General features: G+C 40.6%; 14 protein-coding genes. 4 read left to right on the top strand and 10 right to left on the bottom strand.

All coding sequences use genetic code 11. The annotated features are described in order from the left end of the window. Positions 1 to 652: 652 nt before the first annotated feature. On the bottom strand, positions 653 to 1,210 hold the full coding sequence (gene gmhB / locus H5123_RS19385; protein WP_182699012.1) for a D-glycero-beta-D-manno-heptose 1,7-bisphosphate 7-phosphatase: 558 nt from the start codon (positions 1,208 to 1,210) through the stop codon (positions 653 to 655). Between the two features lie 190 nt (positions 1,211 to 1,400). Here gmhB and H5123_RS19390 point away from each other — a divergent pair, with 190 nt between their 5' ends. Continuing rightward, positions 1,401 to 2,075 carry a GntR family transcriptional regulator gene (locus tag H5123_RS19390; protein WP_124016050.1) on the top strand — a complete coding sequence of 225 codons (675 nt, stop codon included), beginning with the start codon at positions 1,401 to 1,403 and terminating at the stop codon, positions 2,073 to 2,075. Positions 2,076 to 2,207: 132 nt separating this feature from the next. Beyond that, entirely contained in the window at positions 2,208 to 3,290 is a 1,083-nt protein-coding gene (locus H5123_RS19395) for a ketoacyl-ACP synthase III (protein WP_182699013.1), read from the top strand. 76 nt (positions 3,291 to 3,366) lie between these two features. Here the strand turns inward: H5123_RS19395 and H5123_RS19400 are convergent, their stop codons facing one another. The 4 genes from H5123_RS19400 to H5123_RS19415 form a co-directional block, all read right to left on the bottom strand. After that, entirely contained in the window at positions 3,367 to 4,056 is a 690-nt protein-coding gene (locus tag H5123_RS19400; RefSeq protein WP_182699014.1) for a 3'-5' exonuclease, read from the bottom strand. Next, the gene (locus H5123_RS19405; RefSeq protein ID WP_124016053.1) at positions 4,056 to 5,903 is read right to left on the bottom strand and encodes a DUF294 nucleotidyltransferase-like domain-containing protein; all 1,848 of its coding nucleotides are present in this window, start codon (positions 5,901 to 5,903) and stop codon (positions 4,056 to 4,058) included. The genes H5123_RS19400 and H5123_RS19405 overlap by 1 nt, the downstream gene beginning before the upstream one ends. Positions 5,904 to 6,031: 128 nt before the next feature. Then, positions 6,032 to 7,750 carry a sodium:solute symporter family protein gene (locus H5123_RS19410; protein WP_124016054.1) on the bottom strand — a complete coding sequence of 573 codons (1,719 nt, stop codon included), beginning with the start codon at positions 7,748 to 7,750 and terminating at the stop codon, positions 6,032 to 6,034. A gap of 11 nt (positions 7,751 to 7,761) precedes the next feature. Then, on the bottom strand, positions 7,762 to 8,028 hold the full coding sequence (locus H5123_RS19415) for a DUF4212 domain-containing protein (protein ID WP_124016055.1): 267 nt from the start codon (positions 8,026 to 8,028) through the stop codon (positions 7,762 to 7,764). Positions 8,029 to 8,389: 361 nt separating this feature from the next. On the opposite strand from H5123_RS19415, the gene H5123_RS19420 reads away from it, so the two are divergent. Beyond that, positions 8,390 to 10,552, top strand: coding sequence for a diguanylate cyclase (locus tag H5123_RS19420; protein WP_259395707.1), 2,163 nt, complete (start codon positions 8,390 to 8,392; stop codon positions 10,550 to 10,552). On the opposite strand, the gene H5123_RS19425 is transcribed toward H5123_RS19420, so the two are convergent. Next, positions 10,542 to 12,041, bottom strand: coding sequence for a carboxylesterase (locus H5123_RS19425; protein WP_182699015.1), 1,500 nt, complete (start codon positions 12,039 to 12,041; stop codon positions 10,542 to 10,544). The genes H5123_RS19420 and H5123_RS19425 overlap by 11 nt on opposite strands. Before the next feature lie 176 nt (positions 12,042 to 12,217). Between H5123_RS19425 and H5123_RS19430 the strand changes: the two genes are divergently transcribed. Beyond that, on the top strand, positions 12,218 to 12,784 hold the full coding sequence (locus H5123_RS19430; RefSeq protein WP_259395708.1) for a DUF6942 family protein: 567 nt from the start codon (positions 12,218 to 12,220) through the stop codon (positions 12,782 to 12,784). Positions 12,785 to 12,791: 7 nt separating this feature from the next. On the opposite strand, the gene nadE is transcribed toward H5123_RS19430, so the two are convergent. The 4 genes from nadE to H5123_RS19450 form a co-directional block, all read right to left on the bottom strand. Next, a complete protein-coding gene (gene nadE, locus H5123_RS19435) occupies positions 12,792 to 13,622 on the bottom strand; it encodes an ammonia-dependent NAD(+) synthetase (protein ID WP_182699016.1) in 831 nt (276 codons plus the stop codon). Between the two features lie 111 nt (positions 13,623 to 13,733). Next, a complete protein-coding gene (locus H5123_RS19440) occupies positions 13,734 to 15,038 on the bottom strand; it encodes an inosine/guanosine kinase (protein WP_124016058.1) in 1,305 nt (434 codons plus the stop codon). Between the two features lie 336 nt (positions 15,039 to 15,374). Continuing rightward, entirely contained in the window at positions 15,375 to 16,019 is a 645-nt protein-coding gene (gene adk / locus H5123_RS19445; RefSeq protein ID WP_124016059.1) for an adenylate kinase, read from the bottom strand. 135 nt (positions 16,020 to 16,154) lie between these two features. Further along, positions 16,155 to 17,018 (bottom strand): tetratricopeptide repeat protein, encoded by an 864-nt coding sequence (locus H5123_RS19450; RefSeq protein WP_182699017.1) that lies wholly within the window; start codon positions 17,016 to 17,018, stop codon positions 16,155 to 16,157. Between the last annotated feature and the right edge of the window lie 12 nt (positions 17,019 to 17,030).

Consider the following 17,030-nt stretch of genomic DNA (forward strand, 5'->3'; position numbering starts at 1 on the left):
ACATTCATCGTTGCATTGAGTTTAAATTTTTTGATTGCCAACATTCCGAAGAACAGAAGACAATTTCGAATAACTCAATACCTGTGAATGTCCACACAGATTACTTGATAAATTGTTAAAGAGCGGACCTGGTAACCTGCGTTAGACGCCGTGTTCCGTGTCAGTGGGGTGTATTATAGGGAAAACATTTTATAGCGCAAGCGCTTTTTAAAGTTTTTATGACGATTAAGACTCAACTGCGTACTATTTAAACTCAAAGCCACATTTAAGGATCTTTTTGCTGTATTTACGAACAAAAACGGCCAACTACAGCAGACCTTGAATATATTTTCCCTGCCTATAGAAGGCTTAAGATGTGCTTCATTGAGATTTAAGTAGCTAATTTGGCTTGTTGAGGCTAAATATTTACTCAAGCAAGGTTAATACAGTGTTAACTCAACTGTATATTCGTCTCAACACACAAGATATAGGTATTTTTAATTTTACTGCCAGCAAAAGCAAAACGAAGAAAGCGGTTTATAGATGAATAACAGTCAACCGATGTTCATATATAAGTAGGTTAATGCTTATATATGAACAGGTAGGAGATATTTTTTGCTTATCGGCAATAAACAGACACTTTCGCTTATCGGTTTGATGAGGGATTTGTAGACTATGACAGTAATTGATTTAATAAACTCGGTACATCAGCAATGCTATCAACCACGGCACTAGCAAGATTAATACCCGCTTCATCGACTACTTTACCTGAGCGAACCAAAATAGTGGTATTGATTCCAGCGGCTTTTGCTGCGCGCATATCATCAGCCTTATCCCCAACCATCACAGATTGGCTCATGTCTATTTTCAAGAATTCAGCGGCAGTGGTCAACATACCTGGTTTCGGTTTACGACACTCACAATCTTGCTTGTATTCGCCTAGGCCTTTTTCTGGATGATGTGGGCAATAATAAATACCATCAAGATCGACACCTTTATCGGCAAAGTTCCAATCCATCCATTCTGTTAAATGATGAAAATCATCTTCATTGTACATGCCACGAGCAATACCAGATTGGTTGGTGACAACGACTAATAGGTAACCCTTTTGCTTTAACGCTAAACACGCTTCAAATACACCCTCTATATATTCAAACTCGTCCACAGTATGGACATAACCATTATCTTTATTGATCACGCCATCACGATCGAGAAATACTGCTTTATTCAATCTAACACTCCTTAAACGCTATACTGGGGTGATTATCCCATTGAGATGAATTTGGGGCCAGACAATCTGGATATTTTTATTAATTTGTTTAATTACCACCTTTATATGCATAATTGTATAGGTTTCACTTTATAAAGCGGCCTCTAAGCGGTACCCTTGCTCGAAGATATTAGTGATTATTATAGAATACATGAGCAATATACCTCCTATTATTCATAAAACTCGAACGCAACTTGTTGTTGAGGCGCTTCGTGAACAGATCCTTTCTGGTGATATTCAGGGAGGTGAACCGCTTCGACAATCTGCTATCGCAGAGCAATTGAATGTGAGTCGCATTCCTGTGCGTGAAGCTCTAGTACAATTAGAAGCAGAAGGTTTAATCAATTTCGAACCACATAAAGGTGCAACCGCGACTCTGTTATCAGTTGAGCAAGTCACTGAGTTATTTGAATTACGTGCGATGATAGAATCAGATTTATTAGCTAAGGCAATTCCTAAATTGTCTGATAATGATCTTGCTGAAGCTGAAATGGTGCTCGTTCAACTTGAGTTAGCATTTACACTGAAAGAGTCTGTGGCCAGTTGGAGTGAACTGAATACAAGATTTCATACTCGTTTATACCAAGCGGCTAATCGCCCTCATACAATGGATGTGGTAAACGGTCTAAACACAAATTGTGATCGCTATATTCGTCTACAGTTGCTGTTTACTGGTGGGATCCCTATCGCTGAAAGAGAGCATAGAGTGTTACTTGAGTTATGCAAGAATCGAGATATAGAAAAGGCGACAACTTTATTGCGAGAGCATATTCTGCATGCCTCTGATTCAATAAAGAAATTAGTAGAACAAAAAATTAAGTCATAAAAACAATAATAAATCTTAGTTATGGCTATTAAAAATAATGAATACCAAGAGTTTAGCTTAAGCTCGCTTAATACTTAGCACTTGATATTGTGAATAAATTTAATTAACGATTGAACGTATTGAGAGAATTTTATGCAGTATGCACATATTACCGGTTGGGGTAAGTCCGTTCCGCCAGCAACATTAACCAATGCTGATTTAGCGACATTCATGGAAACAACGGATGAATGGATTAAAACTCGCACAGGGATCAGTCAGCGTAACATTAGTCACGTTAACACTTCTGAAATGGCATCGGTTGCAGCTAAGCATGCACTTGCGGCTGCAGGAATCGACGGTAGTGAGTTAGATTTAATTATTTTAGCGACTGCAAGCCCTGATACCTTGATCCCTAATATTGCTTCAACGGTACAAGCCAATATTGGCGCTACATGTGGTGCATTTGATATCAATGCCGCATGCAGTGGCTTTTTGTATGGTGTGGGTTTAGCCAGCTCAATGATCAAAAGCGGCCAAAGTAAGAAAATTCTGATCATCGGTGCTGAACGTCTGTCTTTTTACCTTGATTGGTCTCGCCGTGAAACCGCAGTATTATTTGGTGACGGTGCTGGCGCAGTTGTTCTTGAAGCAAGCGATCAGCCGGGCGGCGTATTAGGTTATGAATTAAATAATGACCCTGAAGGGCGAGATATTTTAAAGTCTAACTTTGGCACCCAAATGGATAGATTTGATAACGATTCGTTAGATTTTTATATCCACATTAATGGTCAAGATGTGTTTAAGCGTGCGATTCATGGCATGGGAAGCTTAAGTGCTAAAGTACTCGAAAAATGTAACACCAATATAGATGATGTCGATTTTGTTATCCCGCATCAAGCTAACGAGCGAATTATCGATACGTTAGTGAGCCGGATGAAAATCCCTAAAGAAAAAGCGTTCGTTAATATCGCTGATTATGGCAATACTTCTGCAGCCACCATCCCTATCGCTATTTGTGATGCATTATCTCAGGGCAAAATTGTCCCAGGGCAAACGATTTTATCATGTGCATTTGGCGCAGGATTAACTTCTGCCGCATTACTATTAAAGTGGGGTGAACGAACCACACCAATTAATACTAGTGATGCTAAATTACCCCCTTGCGATAAAACGGCACTTGAATTAATTAAGCCTGCGGTTGATTACTTTTTCAATAAAGCGAAAGACGCTGAATAAGCCTTATTGAGTTAACTTAAATTAACTTAAGCTAAGCGTTAAAAAAGCCAGTCTAGATGACTGGCTTTTTAGTGTATTAGCGCAGCACATTAATTAAGTCTTTTACCGATAGTTTTTTTACATCGCCTATTGCAGCGACCTGAGCCAAGAGTAATTCAGCACAGGATAATGCATCTATAAGCGCATTATGCGCCGAATAAACAGGTAAACGGTAACGTTCACGACTGGCACCTAAACGTAACGATCCTTCTTTTAATACCGAATGTTGCATTAAACAGCGTTTTTTTTCTATGGCGAGGGTGTCGATAAACACCATAGGAATAGATTGACCAAAACAACGGATTAATTGCTGTTGAATGAACTCGATGTCCAGTGGTGCATGATGCGCCACCAAAATATGACCTTTCGTTTGTGTGAGAAACCATTCCATCGCGTCTTGAATAGATAACGCCATATGCAATTGATTATCGACAATACCATGAACCGTCGCGCTGTGACCGACACTACCACTGATGGCAATCATCATATGTTGTGCCTTTTCAAGCGGGATCACCCCGTTGATAATAGGTACCATACCAATACTGATGACTTGATCGCCAATAGGATTTAAGCCGGTCATTTCAAGATCAATCGCCATTAAGGGGGCATCGAGAAATGGTTGTGTTAATGCTGGGATAATTGCGTCTAAGTAAGTATCGAGTGGCGAAGGCAGTATGGCCATTTTTTTACGCCACAATATGGCTTTTATCCACCACAAATTAACCACTAAAAACTCCTTAGAAACTTAAGTTTTATACCCGCTTGAGCATCATGAACCACCTTAAAAGCATCCCGTAATTGGTGGCGCATTAACGAAGAGAGATGTTGTGGTTTTAGAAAGTTATTCACCGGCAGATTATGGGTTGCTTGGTAACCTTGATTCGATAAACGCATATGCGCAATAAACTCATGTGCATCAGCCAAATTAAGTGCATCTTTGCGATTAATAATATTCGCATCCATTAACGCCCTGATCCGCTTGGCGGTATTCACCTCTTTAATACCCGCACTCAACGCATACACTCTGGCAATATCATTAATAAGCGCACTGCCCTTGTGCTTTAAATCCATGCCTTTGACTTCACTGCCATCACGCTCAAGAACAAACTTTCTAAAAAAACCCAGTGGAGGTGATTCCGTTAAGGAATTCCCCGCCATACCGGCAAGGAAAATATCGTTGTCTTGTGTTGATGCTAACACCGAATCTTGTAATTCATTGAATAGGTTTAACGGACCGAATACAGGTCGCATATCGAAAAAGATGCTTGCATGCATTAATGCTTTTGGTTCTGGCGTATTAACCCATTGCGAAAAAAGCCCTTTCCATTTAACAAGGGATATTCGCCACTTGGGGTTTTGCGCCATAATATCGCCTGGACAATAAATATAACCACATTCATCTAAGCCCTTACACACAGCTTTGGTTAACGTGTCAAAATAAGCTGCGGCAAACTCATCAGGTTCATGGGCCAGTAATAAACCATTATCTTGATCTGAACAAGCGACTTGATCTTGGCGACCTTGTGAACCAAACGCTAACCAACAAAATGCCATTGGCGCTTGGCCTAAAATTTGTTGATTAAGCTCAATCAGTCTGCGGGTTAATGCATCGGTTACTGAGGTTAGCACACGGCCAATCTCTTCAGCTCTAGCATCGGCACTGATGAGGTTTTGCAACAACAGGGGGATTTGTTTACTCACGTGAATAAGCTTTTCTATGCTGCCTTGGCGGCCAATTTCACCAATTAACAGCAAAGGCTGTGAGCTTTGTGAACGCAAAATATCAGTACTGGTGATCATCCCGAGTGCTTGGCTGCCTTCTACCACAGGCAAATGATGAATATTATGTTCACTCATCGCCAACATGGCTTCAAAAACTAATGCATTGGCATGGGTTGTGACTGGATTAATTGTCATGGCTTGACTCACCAGAGCATTAAAATCTAACCCTTCGGCAATGATCCGATTACGCAGGTCTCTGTCGGTTAAAATCCCGGTTAACTTTTGATTATCGATCACTAATACCGATGATACCCGATGTTCTCGCATCAGTTTGGCTGCATCCATCACACTGGCGTTGGCGTCAATAATAATCGGCCTAGATGACATAATAGAAGTGATGCGGCTCGTGGTGGTCAGGTCTTTGGCGGTAAATTTAGCTTCATTACGTAAACGATTAGCAAAAGCGCGGGCAAAAAACTGATCAAAACTGCGATGATCAGATCTCAACTTGGCAAATACAGATTGTGGTAAATGATAAACTAAACTGTCTTCAAGAATGGCCACTTTATTAACCACTTTTTCACCCGATAGCAAAGTAGAAAAACCAAAGCACTCACCTTCGCCGACACGGTCGACCAATACACCTTCAGGATCGCGAACTTCAAATGCGCCGCTGCGCACCAGATATAATTTGGGGTTATCTTTGTCAAACTCAACAAATGCAGACGCTTTACTGTAATAACCCACAGTAATTTTTTTGGCACAATATTGAATGAGATCTCGAGGAAGCGTATCAAAAGGAGAATGGAGCGCTAAAAACTGCTCGACAGGTTGTAACTCGCTGGCATCCATTAATTAATTCCCTATGGTACATGGGTTAACACTTTCACTATAGCAAAGCATTTCACTTAACGCCTATAGGACTAAAGCCCAACAAAAAGAGCGCCGAAGCGCCCTTTCTAAGCTGTATTGATTATAACTTAGTGATCGTGAGCTTCACCCGATCCTTTAGGGAAACGAATCGACTCTACCATCGCCACTATTTCATCAGGAATTTTAGTGGTAACTTTACTCACAGCAAAAGCCACGACAAAGTTGACTATCATTCCCATCATTCCAATACCTTCTGGTGAAATACCAAATAACCAGTTTTCAGATGTATTAGCTGCTGGATTAATAAACTTAAAGTAAGCGATATAAGCCGCAGTAGATAATAAGCCGATAACCATACCCGAAATAGCCCCTTCTTTATTCATGGTTTTAGAGAAAATACCCATGATAATAGCTGGGAATAACGATGCAGCAGCTAGACCAAATGCAATGGCAACAACCGCGGCAACAAAGCCTGGTGGATTAATACCAAAGTAACCAGCCATAACAACCCCAAAACCTGCGGCTATTCGTGCATACATTAACTCTTTCTTGTCCGAAATGTCTGGCATCAGATTTTTCTTGAGTAAATCATGTGAAACAGACGTTGAAATAACCAGTAATAAACCCGCAGATGTCGACAATGCTGCTGCTAAACCACCCGCAGCAACTAAAGCAATCACCCATGCTGGAAGGTTAGCAATTTCAGGCGTGGCCAACACAATGATATCTCGGTCAATGTTCATTTCATTTTTTTCACCATTGGTGTAAAAAATCTTGCCATCATTGTTCTTGTCTTCCCACTTGATTAAACCAGTTTTTTCCCAGTTTTTAATCCACTCAGGTGCAGTTTCATAAGGAACACCAGTAGAATCTGGTCCATTAATGGTTTCAATCATATTTACGCGTGAGAAAGCAGATAATGCAGGAATTGTAGTGTACATAATAGCGATAAACACTAATGCCCAACCAGCTGATATACGTGCATCTTTCACTTTAGGAACAGTAAAGAAACGCACAATAACATGCGGTAATCCTGCTGTACCAAACATTAACGCGCCAGTGATAAAGAACACATCGATCATGCCTTTAGAACCTTCGGTATATTGGGAGAACCCAAGCTCTGCCGATAATCCATCGAGTTTATCGAGTAAATATACTCCCGTACCATTACCCGCGGCGTCGATCATCTCAGCACCGAAACCAATTTGTGGGAAAATATGACCTGTCATCATTACCGAAATAAAGATAGCTGGAACCATAAAGGCAAAGATAAGTACGCAGTACTGTGCAACCTGTGTGTAAGTAATCCCCTTCATGCCACCCAATACTGCATAAAAGAACACCACCGCCATACCAATATATACGCCAGTTTCTACGTCAACCTCTAGGAAGCGTGAGAACACCACGCCAACACCACGCATTTGCCCTGCAATATAAGTAAAGCAAATAAAGATGGCACAAATCACTGCTACCGTACGTGCTGTTTGAGAGTAATAACGATCACCAATAAAATCAGGAACAGTAAATTTACCAAATTTACGTAAGTAAGGTGCCATGCACAAGGCTAATAGCACATAACCACCAGTCCAGCCCATAAGATACACTGAACCATCATAACCAGTAAAAGACACAATACCGGCTAATGAAATAAATGATGCAGCTGACATCCAATCTGCTGCTGTTGCCATACCATTCAACACAGGGTGAACGCCACCGCCTGCAACATAAAACTCTTTGGTTGAACCTGCTCGAGACCAAATGGCGATCCCGATGTAAAGCGCGAAAGTTGCGCCAACAATTAAATACGTAAGTGTTTGAACATCCATCTTAGTGCCCCTTAGTCTTCCTGAACATTGTATTTTTTGTCTAATGCATTAGCTTTCGCCACATAAACAAAAATCAGCGCCACGAATACATACATTGCACCCTGCTGCGCAAACCAGAAACCCAATTTGAATCCCATAAAGGTAAATTCGTTTAACACATCTACTAATATAACGCCGCAGCCAAATGACACTGCAGCCCAAATTGCAAGCAAACTAAGTACTAAACGTAAATTCTCACGCCAGTAACCCGCTGCCTTATCGTTATTTTCAAAACTCATTGCGACTCCCCTATGTTATTTTTTGTAAAGTCATTGTTAATTTAGCAACTCAGGGGGGCACCACAATCAAGACCTTAGTCGTACTTGATCAATAAAAACTCTGACCAATATTAAAAAACACCCATATATCAATGCAATAGAGAAAATAAAAACCAGAAAAACATGTTGCCCACGCCACGAAGTTAGACCAAGGTCGAACAAAAAGACATCTTTGTGGAGTCTGTGCGCTGCATCACGAAAGGCAAAAATAAATATTTGATAGCAAAAAAATTTTTGTTTGCGTTGAAAATACTTCTATTTCCTGAGATAAGTGTTCTTAAAGGAATAAGTCTATCTAAAATACAGATAATAAGGATATTTTTTGAGCTTGCCACGCATTAATCAACAACACCTTTTGTACTCGATTATATTGGGGGTAATCGGACTGCTACTCAATTTCTACCCAATACAGTTTTTTGCCAATGTGCAATTTGTGTTGGGGAATACAATGACCGTTATTGCGGCTGTTTTGTTAGGGCCTTGGTATGCATTTTTAACAGCAATGATGGCATCTACTGGGTTAATGTTGATATGGGATAGCCCTCATGTGTATTTAATCTTTGGGTTAGAAGCGTTGTTTTTAGGATATGCCCGACGCCGTGACATCTATGCGCTGTATGCCGATGCCGCTTATTGGTTATTACTGGGTGCACCACTAGTGTATCTATATGTCGTCTTTTTAATGGATATTCCCCCTTCTCACTTAGGTTTTATCATTTCAAAGCAAGGAATTAACGGTCTTATTTATACCAGTATTGCATCACTGCTTATTTTAGCTATTCCAAAATTATGGTTTTTAAAAGACAAAGTGAAAGATCGTCATCGCAGACAATTAAGCGCGCAATTGACCTATTTTTTCACCTTACTCGTGACGTTAACATTACTGTTTTCAGCGTTAATTTTTAATTATTATTCTCTAGAACGTCAACAAGTCATGTTAAAACAAAACATGACTGAAGCCGTTGCCCACATTTCAGCGTCGACACAAAGTTATATTGAAAATCATAAAACGGTTATTCAAAATACGGCCAATCAATTAACGCTAATCGCTGATAAGCCGGAAAAATGGCAGGCTATTTTATCGAGCTTTCATGAAAGCTACCCCAGCTTTATAAGCATGCTTATTGCTGATCCTGACGCTAAAATTGTTAATGCCAGCCCGGTTTCAAGGCTGATCGCAATCGACAAAAAAGCACAGGATATTAATATTAATGACCGCGATTATTTTATTGAATCATTTTATAATCGCCGCTTATTTGTATCATCTGCCTTTTTAGGCCGAGGTTTCGGCAATGATGCTATTGTCGCTATGAGTACCCCGTTTTATGTTGATGAACAACATACGCAAGTCGCCGGCATCATAGAAGGCTCGCTTGATTTGAGCTACTTTTCACATATTGATCAAGTTAGTGAATACAGTAATGATGAATCGGTGGTGATGGTCGATGAGAAAAATCAAATTATTTTTGCCTCAAAAAAGCTCAGCCTTAAACCGCTATCTCAATTTAATTTTGTCATCAATAAAGGGGGCTATCATGCCAACTTAGAGCTTATCAATATTCACAAAATGACCTCAATTGTACCTGAGTATATTTATACTCACCGTGAATTAAATAATGGTTGGACTGTGTATATTTTAAAAGAGTTCTCACCGTTATTAAAACTGGCTGAAGAACAAATGTTTGCTAGTTTTATAATGTTATTAGTGTCATTGGTATGTACTTTTTATATATCAACAAAGCTCAGTGCACTATTGACCGTGCCATTAGAAGCAGTTGCCAATCAATTTAGCCTACCTGATAGCGGAAAAGTATCGACCATTGACGACAATTCACCTAGAGAAGTCTTCAGCCTTTATCAACGATTAGTGGCCAGTAAAGAACAACTGGTTGCCCATCAAATGGAATTAGAACAAACCGTTGCCAATCGCACTGCAGAATTAGAAAAAGCCAATAAAAAACTCACCGAGTTAGTAGACCGAGACCCGTTAACTGGATTGTACAACCGCCGTTATGCCGAACGTAAGTTCAGTGAGCTATTGGAGTTTTGTTTACGAAGCGAACAAACCATTACGGTGGCCATATTAGATTTAGATTTATTTAAAACCATTAACGATAACTATGGCCATTTGGCTGGTGACGAGTGTTTACGTAAAGTATCGCAATTATTGCAGAAGTACTTTAAACGCGACATTGATATTGTTGCCCGCTTCGGCGGAGAAGAGTTTTTACTGATTTTACCCTTATCCAATACCTTACACATAGAACATCACCTCAATGGGTTTAGAGAAGCGCTGTCACAATTAGAAATCACCTCGCCCGAAGATAATCAGGCGTTCAAAGTAATGGTCAGTATTGGTGCTATCACAGCGAATGCCGATTATGAGGCCGACCTGGATAAATGGATTAAAATTGCCGATGAGAACCTCTATCAAGCAAAGCAACAGGGACGTAACAGAACCATCATTGATATCATTACTGACTGATCATTGGTGACTGGTTATCTAAAACTGACTCGGATTGATGGGCTTGGGTGAACTCATCAATGCGACTCATCATATACGGATAAAATGGATTCCATTTTTGGCGTAACATATCATCTGCCGGTACACTAAAAATACCTCGCTCGCCTTGATAAATAGCTCTTCCTATCTGAATTTTTTGTGGCTTATCTTCCGCGAGTGGCCCATAAAGGGTATCTTCAATAGGAAAACTTAACGCGACATGAGATAACGAATACACATCTTTAGGCCATTCTAAGCTCAATGTTAGTACATTATCCGTTATCGATTTATCGGCTAACTCTCTGACTTGAACGTAACGATCACTTTGGGGATCATTTTCAAGCAGACTTAACCGATAAGGTAATGTTGCAGCGAGCCAGAATGGCGTAAAAGATGCCAATGGGTCTTGAAAGAGTAATTGGTTGTTACTTCGAGTTCGGTTGACGTCAAATAACACTAATTGATGGTCTTTGTTTGCGGGTAATCTTTGGTATAACAAATCAACCACAGCGAGTGAAGATACCGTATCATCGACAACGGATTGGAAGGTTAAAATGGGTGGGATAGCCGTAAACTGTTGCGCTGATAATGCAGCTAACAAGGTCTGATTACGTTGAGTTAACTGGTATACAACATCACCAGCATTAACAGCGAAGGATTGATATTTAAAGGGGTCATATTCGGTTTGAATACTGTTCCAGTACAGTTTATCTTGCCCAAGCAACTTACCCAGCTGTGCTTGCCAATAAGCACCAGCAGCAATAGGCGCCAGACCGATAGCGGGTGATAACATTATAATGCCATCAAAGCTTGGCGACTTTTGTAAGCTTATATTCTCAAGCTCATGGTTTAATGCCAGCGCTGCCCCGGTTGAAAAACCCACCACATAAATGGGTTTTCCCGGCAATTGTTCAGATAGATGCGCGACAGCCAGTGACACAGCCCCAGCAAGATCAGGCCAAGTAATATCGGTTAATCCGGAAGGAATGGTTCCGTGTCCTGGCAAACGCAGGCCTAGAACATGTGCCTGATGTTGGTAGTGTTGTGCAAGATGCGATAGCACATAGGGTGAGTCAGACATACCGTGAAGCAGTAATAGACCAAACTCAGCTTGAGGACTTTTCCATTCAAATGAACGGTTCCAATTTTGCTGCCATAATCCAGGGTCAGACAAACTATGACGCTCATAACGATTAAAAGGCGACGCTATTTCAGGTTGATATTGGCGGTATACTTGCTGATCGACTTCAGCAAATAGTTTATCTTCTAATTGTAAATATTGACTAAAATCGGTTAAACCTGATTGTTGATGATATTCCGAAGTAAGATGTGTTGTGTGCCATAATGACAAATTAGGCCGCGCATTAAGTAGCCAAACGCCTGTAATAATTAATGCTAAAGCAATACCTAATGCACCATAAAATGCGGCAAATAAAAAATGTTTCGTCGACCCAATCACAATTGCACGCATAACAACCTTATAAATAAAGACTACCGATAAACATCTTGTATAAGTAGTGAGTACACTTACTAAGAACAACTAAGTAATATGAGACACCATAAATTTAACATAATAAAAATTGCCACTCAGCTTAGGTAATGAGTCACTACTTCGCCATATTAGCCGTTAACGATTGTGGAAATAACATGTCATCTGATTGCTTTAGCCATGTATGGGGACCGATGAATCCCGATATTATTTTTTATCTACCAACCCCGCCAGCTTTACCGGCACATTGGTGTGCTTATGATGCTAATGCAATAACACAACTGGTGGATCTCAATGGTAATCACTGGCGTAAAATTGTTACTATTATGGCCAAAATTTGCTGTTTAGAGCCCGATATCAATATTGAAAAAGGGATTCATTGGAAGTTGATCCGTGATCAGCTGTTTAGCCAACCTAATGACACTCAGACAAAGGATAAACACAGGGATCCTGCTCGGCGTTTATACTGCCAATTACGCATTGTTAACCCCAACATTGATGAGAATAAAAACCAGGCGTTCTCTAGTCAATGTTGGCATATATTGTGTGGTAAAGCAGTACAACATCGAATGGGAATAATGGATGCTAGTCAGTATATCGCTCTAGATCAACAGCAAAAAATACTGCATCAGCAAAGCGTATTGCTGACGCCATATTTAGATTATCGACAATATTCTAATGCGCTTATTGAACTGACGCGACAGCAGATGCCATCGCATCAGTAACAAGGCGTTAATCATAAATAGTCGGGATCGGTTCGCGCTTATGTTGAGTTCGTTTATAGATACCTACAAGTTTGTCTTCCACAGATTGGATAACATCTCTGCCTTCTAAAAAGTCATCGATTTGATCATAGGTTAGCCCTAAAGCGACTTCATCTTCAAGTTGAGGTTTATTGTCTTCTAAATCGGCGGTAGGTGCTTTTTTCACTAGTAAATCGGGTGCGCCCAAATAAGCGGCTAACTGACGTACTTGGCGCTTATTTAAACCAAATAATGGGGCTAAATCGCATGCACCATCGCCCCACTTGGTATAAAAGCCGGTAATATTCTCTGCGCTATGGTCAGTACCAACGACCAAGCCACCGACTAACCCTGCAATATGATATTGGGCTATCATCCGCATTCTGGCTTTAACATTACCTTTGACGAAATCAATCTTGTTTTCGTCGGCTAAAGCGATATTGGCTTCAGCTAAGCCAACTAAGGTCGCTTGATGTACACCAATAACACCTTGGGCAATATTCACAGTGACTTGTTTTGATGGTTGAATAAATCGGCATGCCATTTGTGCTTCATCTTCATCTTTTTGAATTTGATAAGGCAAACGAACTGCAATAAATTGATAAGATGCTTCACCAAGCTCTTGATTAAGAGAATCTACCGCTAATTGGCAGAGTCGACCGGCTAAAGATGAATCTACACCACCACTGATCCCCAGCACTAAATAATGAGTCTGGGCTTGTTTTAACTTAGATTTGATAAAAGCAACACGACGCTGAACTTCAAACTCAGGCTCAATAGCCTTAAGTACTTGCATCTCTCTTAAGATTTGTCCTTTCACGTGACGCTCCTGATTGCTGGTTAAGATTCTGACTCGATATCTATTCTATAAAAATCTACACAAAAAAAAACGATAATGATGCTGCATTATCGTTTTTTTATCGACAATTTATTAACGTTCCCAATAAGACTCTTCGAGACTGTCTTCTCGCTCAGGTAAACCACGAGACAAACGAGGACTATGTTGTGCTAACACCTCATATGCAACCCGATTAGCGTACTTACATAATTGAGAAAATGATGAATAACATAAACCGTCTCGTTTATGTTTGCTTGAACCAGGTATATTGGTTTTATGAAACGTATTGGCTGATAGGTCATGTAAAAGCGCTGACAATGCGCCATCGCCAGCACCATTAGTATTACGGATTAATTCTGGGCCGCCCATATAAGGCGCAATATGAGCGTAGACTTTTATTGGGGTATCACAATCGGCTTGCAATTTAGGTCGAGAGAATTCGTAACGATTAAATTCAGGAATGGCGCCTGGTAGTAAAGTATGGCTGGTTTCGCGCTTTTCATTATCGTCAGTGTAACCTGCGGTATAAAGCCCTATTGCACCAGCCGTGGTTAACACCATGTCACACCATTCAAGCGCAACTTCACTGGCAAGCAGTGGGTCTTTAAAGCCCGTTAACGCTTCGCCTTCATCTTCATTCATGGCTAAGATAGTGACGTGCTCTCGAATAAAGTTTTGCCACCATTGAGGATCTTCTTGAATTAAAAAGCGCGTACCTAAGGTTAACACTACTGGCACGTCGGCTTCTTTAGCGTAATTGATTGCCGTCATTGCGGCATCAGTAATGCCATCGCCATCGCTTGCACGCATTAAGTAAGCCGTTAACACTAATGCTGAACTGCCCTGCACAACTTCTTTATCAATGTATTCAGGGGTAAGCTTATCCATACAGCCTTTGCTAATCGCAAAAGTGCGTTCACCACAGTCGGAAACCAATGTAAAACAACGGCCAATTGGACCATCAACTGGTTGTAAAAAATTAAGGTCAACCTTTGATGAAGTATTACATAAATAGCGATAAGCGTAACTGCCGACCATAATATGCTGGCTCATCACGCCAAAAAGCACTGAACGATCATCCGCCAAGATTGAATAATTGTGTACTGTATTACCAATAGTACCACCGGCAAATTCATCGCTGATCATCTCATTGGATTTTAGTTCGTGATACAAATTATGGGCTTGTTCATCATTAATGAGAGTTGAATTGCCTTTAGGCAAGCCATAGCGTTCAAGTAATTCGTCTTCTACTTTTGCCTCTATATCAACCAAGGTTTGATCAATACCGCAAATATAGGTAGAAAAAGGCTGTGGCTGCTGCGTAAGTTGAGCCAACAATGGATCACGGCTGTTTACAGGGAAATAATGCTTAGACTTACGTTGACCAGGAAACTTCATATGGGGCTCTCGTAGCGTTGCGTCCATGCAAGTGTGAAATGATTGACCACTGACACTCATTCAATGTTGAATAAGATATCGTCCGCGAAAATGGCGGCAAATTTTATCATAGGTAAGCGCCAATTTTACATCACTTTTATCATATTCGTGGTTTAAATACGCTTCGATGAGATTATCTGTGCAGTTTACGAGAGTTTCGCCCCATAACGCCGGGCAGACCACGATAAGGACTACCTGAAAAACGTCATAAGGGAGACGAGCAGTTACACCGTTACCTTTTATTCGCCATAAAAAAAACCTGCAAAGCAGGCTTTTTATTCAGACGCTGAGCAGCGGTTATTTTAATACACTAGCCAGTTGCTCGCTCACTTTACTGACAGATTGAGTACCGTCAAACTTGTTGTACTGAGTGTTACCAGCTTCTGCAACTTTGCCATAGTAAGCAACTAACGGCTTAGTTTGCTCATGATAAATACCCAAGCGCTTACGAACTGTACTTTCTTCATCATCAGGACGAATCGCTAAATCATCACCAGTGACGTCGTCTTTACCTTCCACTTTAGGCGGATTGAACACGATATGGTACACACGGCCAGAACCTGAATGGACACGACGTCCGCTCATGCGCTTAACGATTTCTTCGTCTGGCACATCAATCTCGATAACATGATCGATTTCAATACCATTTTCAGCCATTGCATCTGCTTGTGGGATGGTACGAGGGAAACCGTCTAATAGAAAACCTTTTTCACAGTCGGCTTGTGCAATACGCTCTTTCACTAAACCAATAATAAGATCGTCAGACACTAATTGACCTGCATCCATTACTTTCTTAGCTTCTAAACCTAATGGAGTGCCCGCTTTAACAGCTGCACGCAACATATCACCGGTTGAGATTTGTGGGATACCATACTGTTCCATAATGAACTGTGCTTGGGTACCTTTACCGGCACCTGGTGCACCCAATAAAATAATGCGCATCTCAAAAGTCCTCTTTTAAGTTTATGTTCTTTTTAGGGCGGCGATTTTCGCACATCTGCCACAGTTTTAATAGCGCTTTTGTTATGACATTAGACCTAAATCTAATAAGGCTTGTAACAAAAGGCATCAATTTGTTTAATACAACAAGGTATATAATTTACGGCGATATTGATTGGCTATCATGTTGCCCTGTCCTATCGCAGTTAAGATTTCCATGAAGACTTGTTTGACTTTACCCTCTGCAGCATTAAGATCTTTTTGTAAAATGGTAAATAATAACTCCAGAGCTTCTTCATTACGATGAGCTGCATTTAATGCTTTGGCCAAAATGATTACCGCATCAAGATCATCTGGATGCTCAGCAACATTCTGCTGTAATTGGCGAATTTCAGGTGTGTCAGCTGCATCTTCCGCTAAGGCTAATTTGGCGACTAAATTATGATAGTAACTGTCTTGATCAGCCAAACCAATACGAGCAAGTAATACTTTTGCTTCAGCAAGTAAACCTAGCTGTAAGGCTACATCTGTCATAACCAATGCCACTTCAGGCGCTTGCTGTGCATCGACATAAATCGTTTTTAACTGTTCAGCAATGTTAGTTAAGGCTTCAGACGATAACTCGCCTTGGGCTAATTGTTGCTTAATGTCTTCAAATGCTTGTATCCACATAGGCGGTAAGTGTTTGTCGAGTAAGTCACTAATTTGCTCTTGGCTTTGCACGCCAGCAAAACCATCAATCGGTCTGCCTTTATCTAAAATCAATGTGGTCGGTAAATTTTGAATCTGGAAGTAATTCGCGATTTCTAACTCTGTTTCACAGTCCACTTTGGCAAGAATAAATCGCCCAGATTGGGCATTAGCCAACAGTTCCAGCGTCTGCAACAGCTGCACACTTTCGGGCTGTTGTTGCGTCCAAAATGCCAATACCACCATTTTTTGCATCGAGGTATCAACAACGTGTTGAATATTATCTTTAGTAAGATTAATGAGGTAGTCCATATTGCCTCCGCG

The sequence above is a fragment of the Shewanella sp. SR43-4 genome (assembly GCF_014163845.1).
In the GTDB taxonomy this organism is placed as follows: domain Bacteria; phylum Pseudomonadota; class Gammaproteobacteria; order Enterobacterales; family Shewanellaceae; genus Shewanella; species Shewanella vesiculosa.

Bases quoted from the DNA above. Each gene is read 5' to 3' on its own strand.
- H5123_RS19450 (WP_182699017.1), bottom strand. From the start codon at position 17,018: ATGGACTACCTCATTAATCTTACTAAAGATAATATTCAACACGTTGTT.
- H5123_RS19395 (WP_182699013.1), top strand. From the start codon at position 2,208: ATGCAGTATGCACATATTACCGGTTGGGGTAAGTCCGTTCCGCCAGCA.
- H5123_RS19390 (WP_124016050.1), top strand. From the start codon at position 1,401: ATGAGCAATATACCTCCTATTATTCATAAAACTCGAACGCAACTTGTT.
- H5123_RS19410 (WP_124016054.1), bottom strand. From the start codon at position 7,750: ATGGATGTTCAAACACTTACGTATTTAATTGTTGGCGCAACTTTCGCG.
- H5123_RS19405 (WP_124016053.1), bottom strand. From the start codon at position 5,903: ATGGATGCCAGCGAGTTACAACCTGTCGAGCAGTTTTTAGCGCTCCAT.
- H5123_RS19430 (WP_259395708.1), top strand. From the start codon at position 12,218: ATGTCATCTGATTGCTTTAGCCATGTATGGGGACCGATGAATCCCGAT.
- adk (WP_124016059.1), bottom strand. From the start codon at position 16,019: ATGCGCATTATTTTATTGGGTGCACCAGGTGCCGGTAAAGGTACCCAA.
- H5123_RS19415 (WP_124016055.1), bottom strand. From the start codon at position 8,028: ATGAGTTTTGAAAATAACGATAAGGCAGCGGGTTACTGGCGTGAGAAT.
- H5123_RS19440 (WP_124016058.1), bottom strand. From the start codon at position 15,038: ATGAAGTTTCCTGGTCAACGTAAGTCTAAGCATTATTTCCCTGTAAAC.
- H5123_RS19425 (WP_182699015.1), bottom strand. From the start codon at position 12,041: ATGCGTGCAATTGTGATTGGGTCGACGAAACATTTTTTATTTGCCGCA.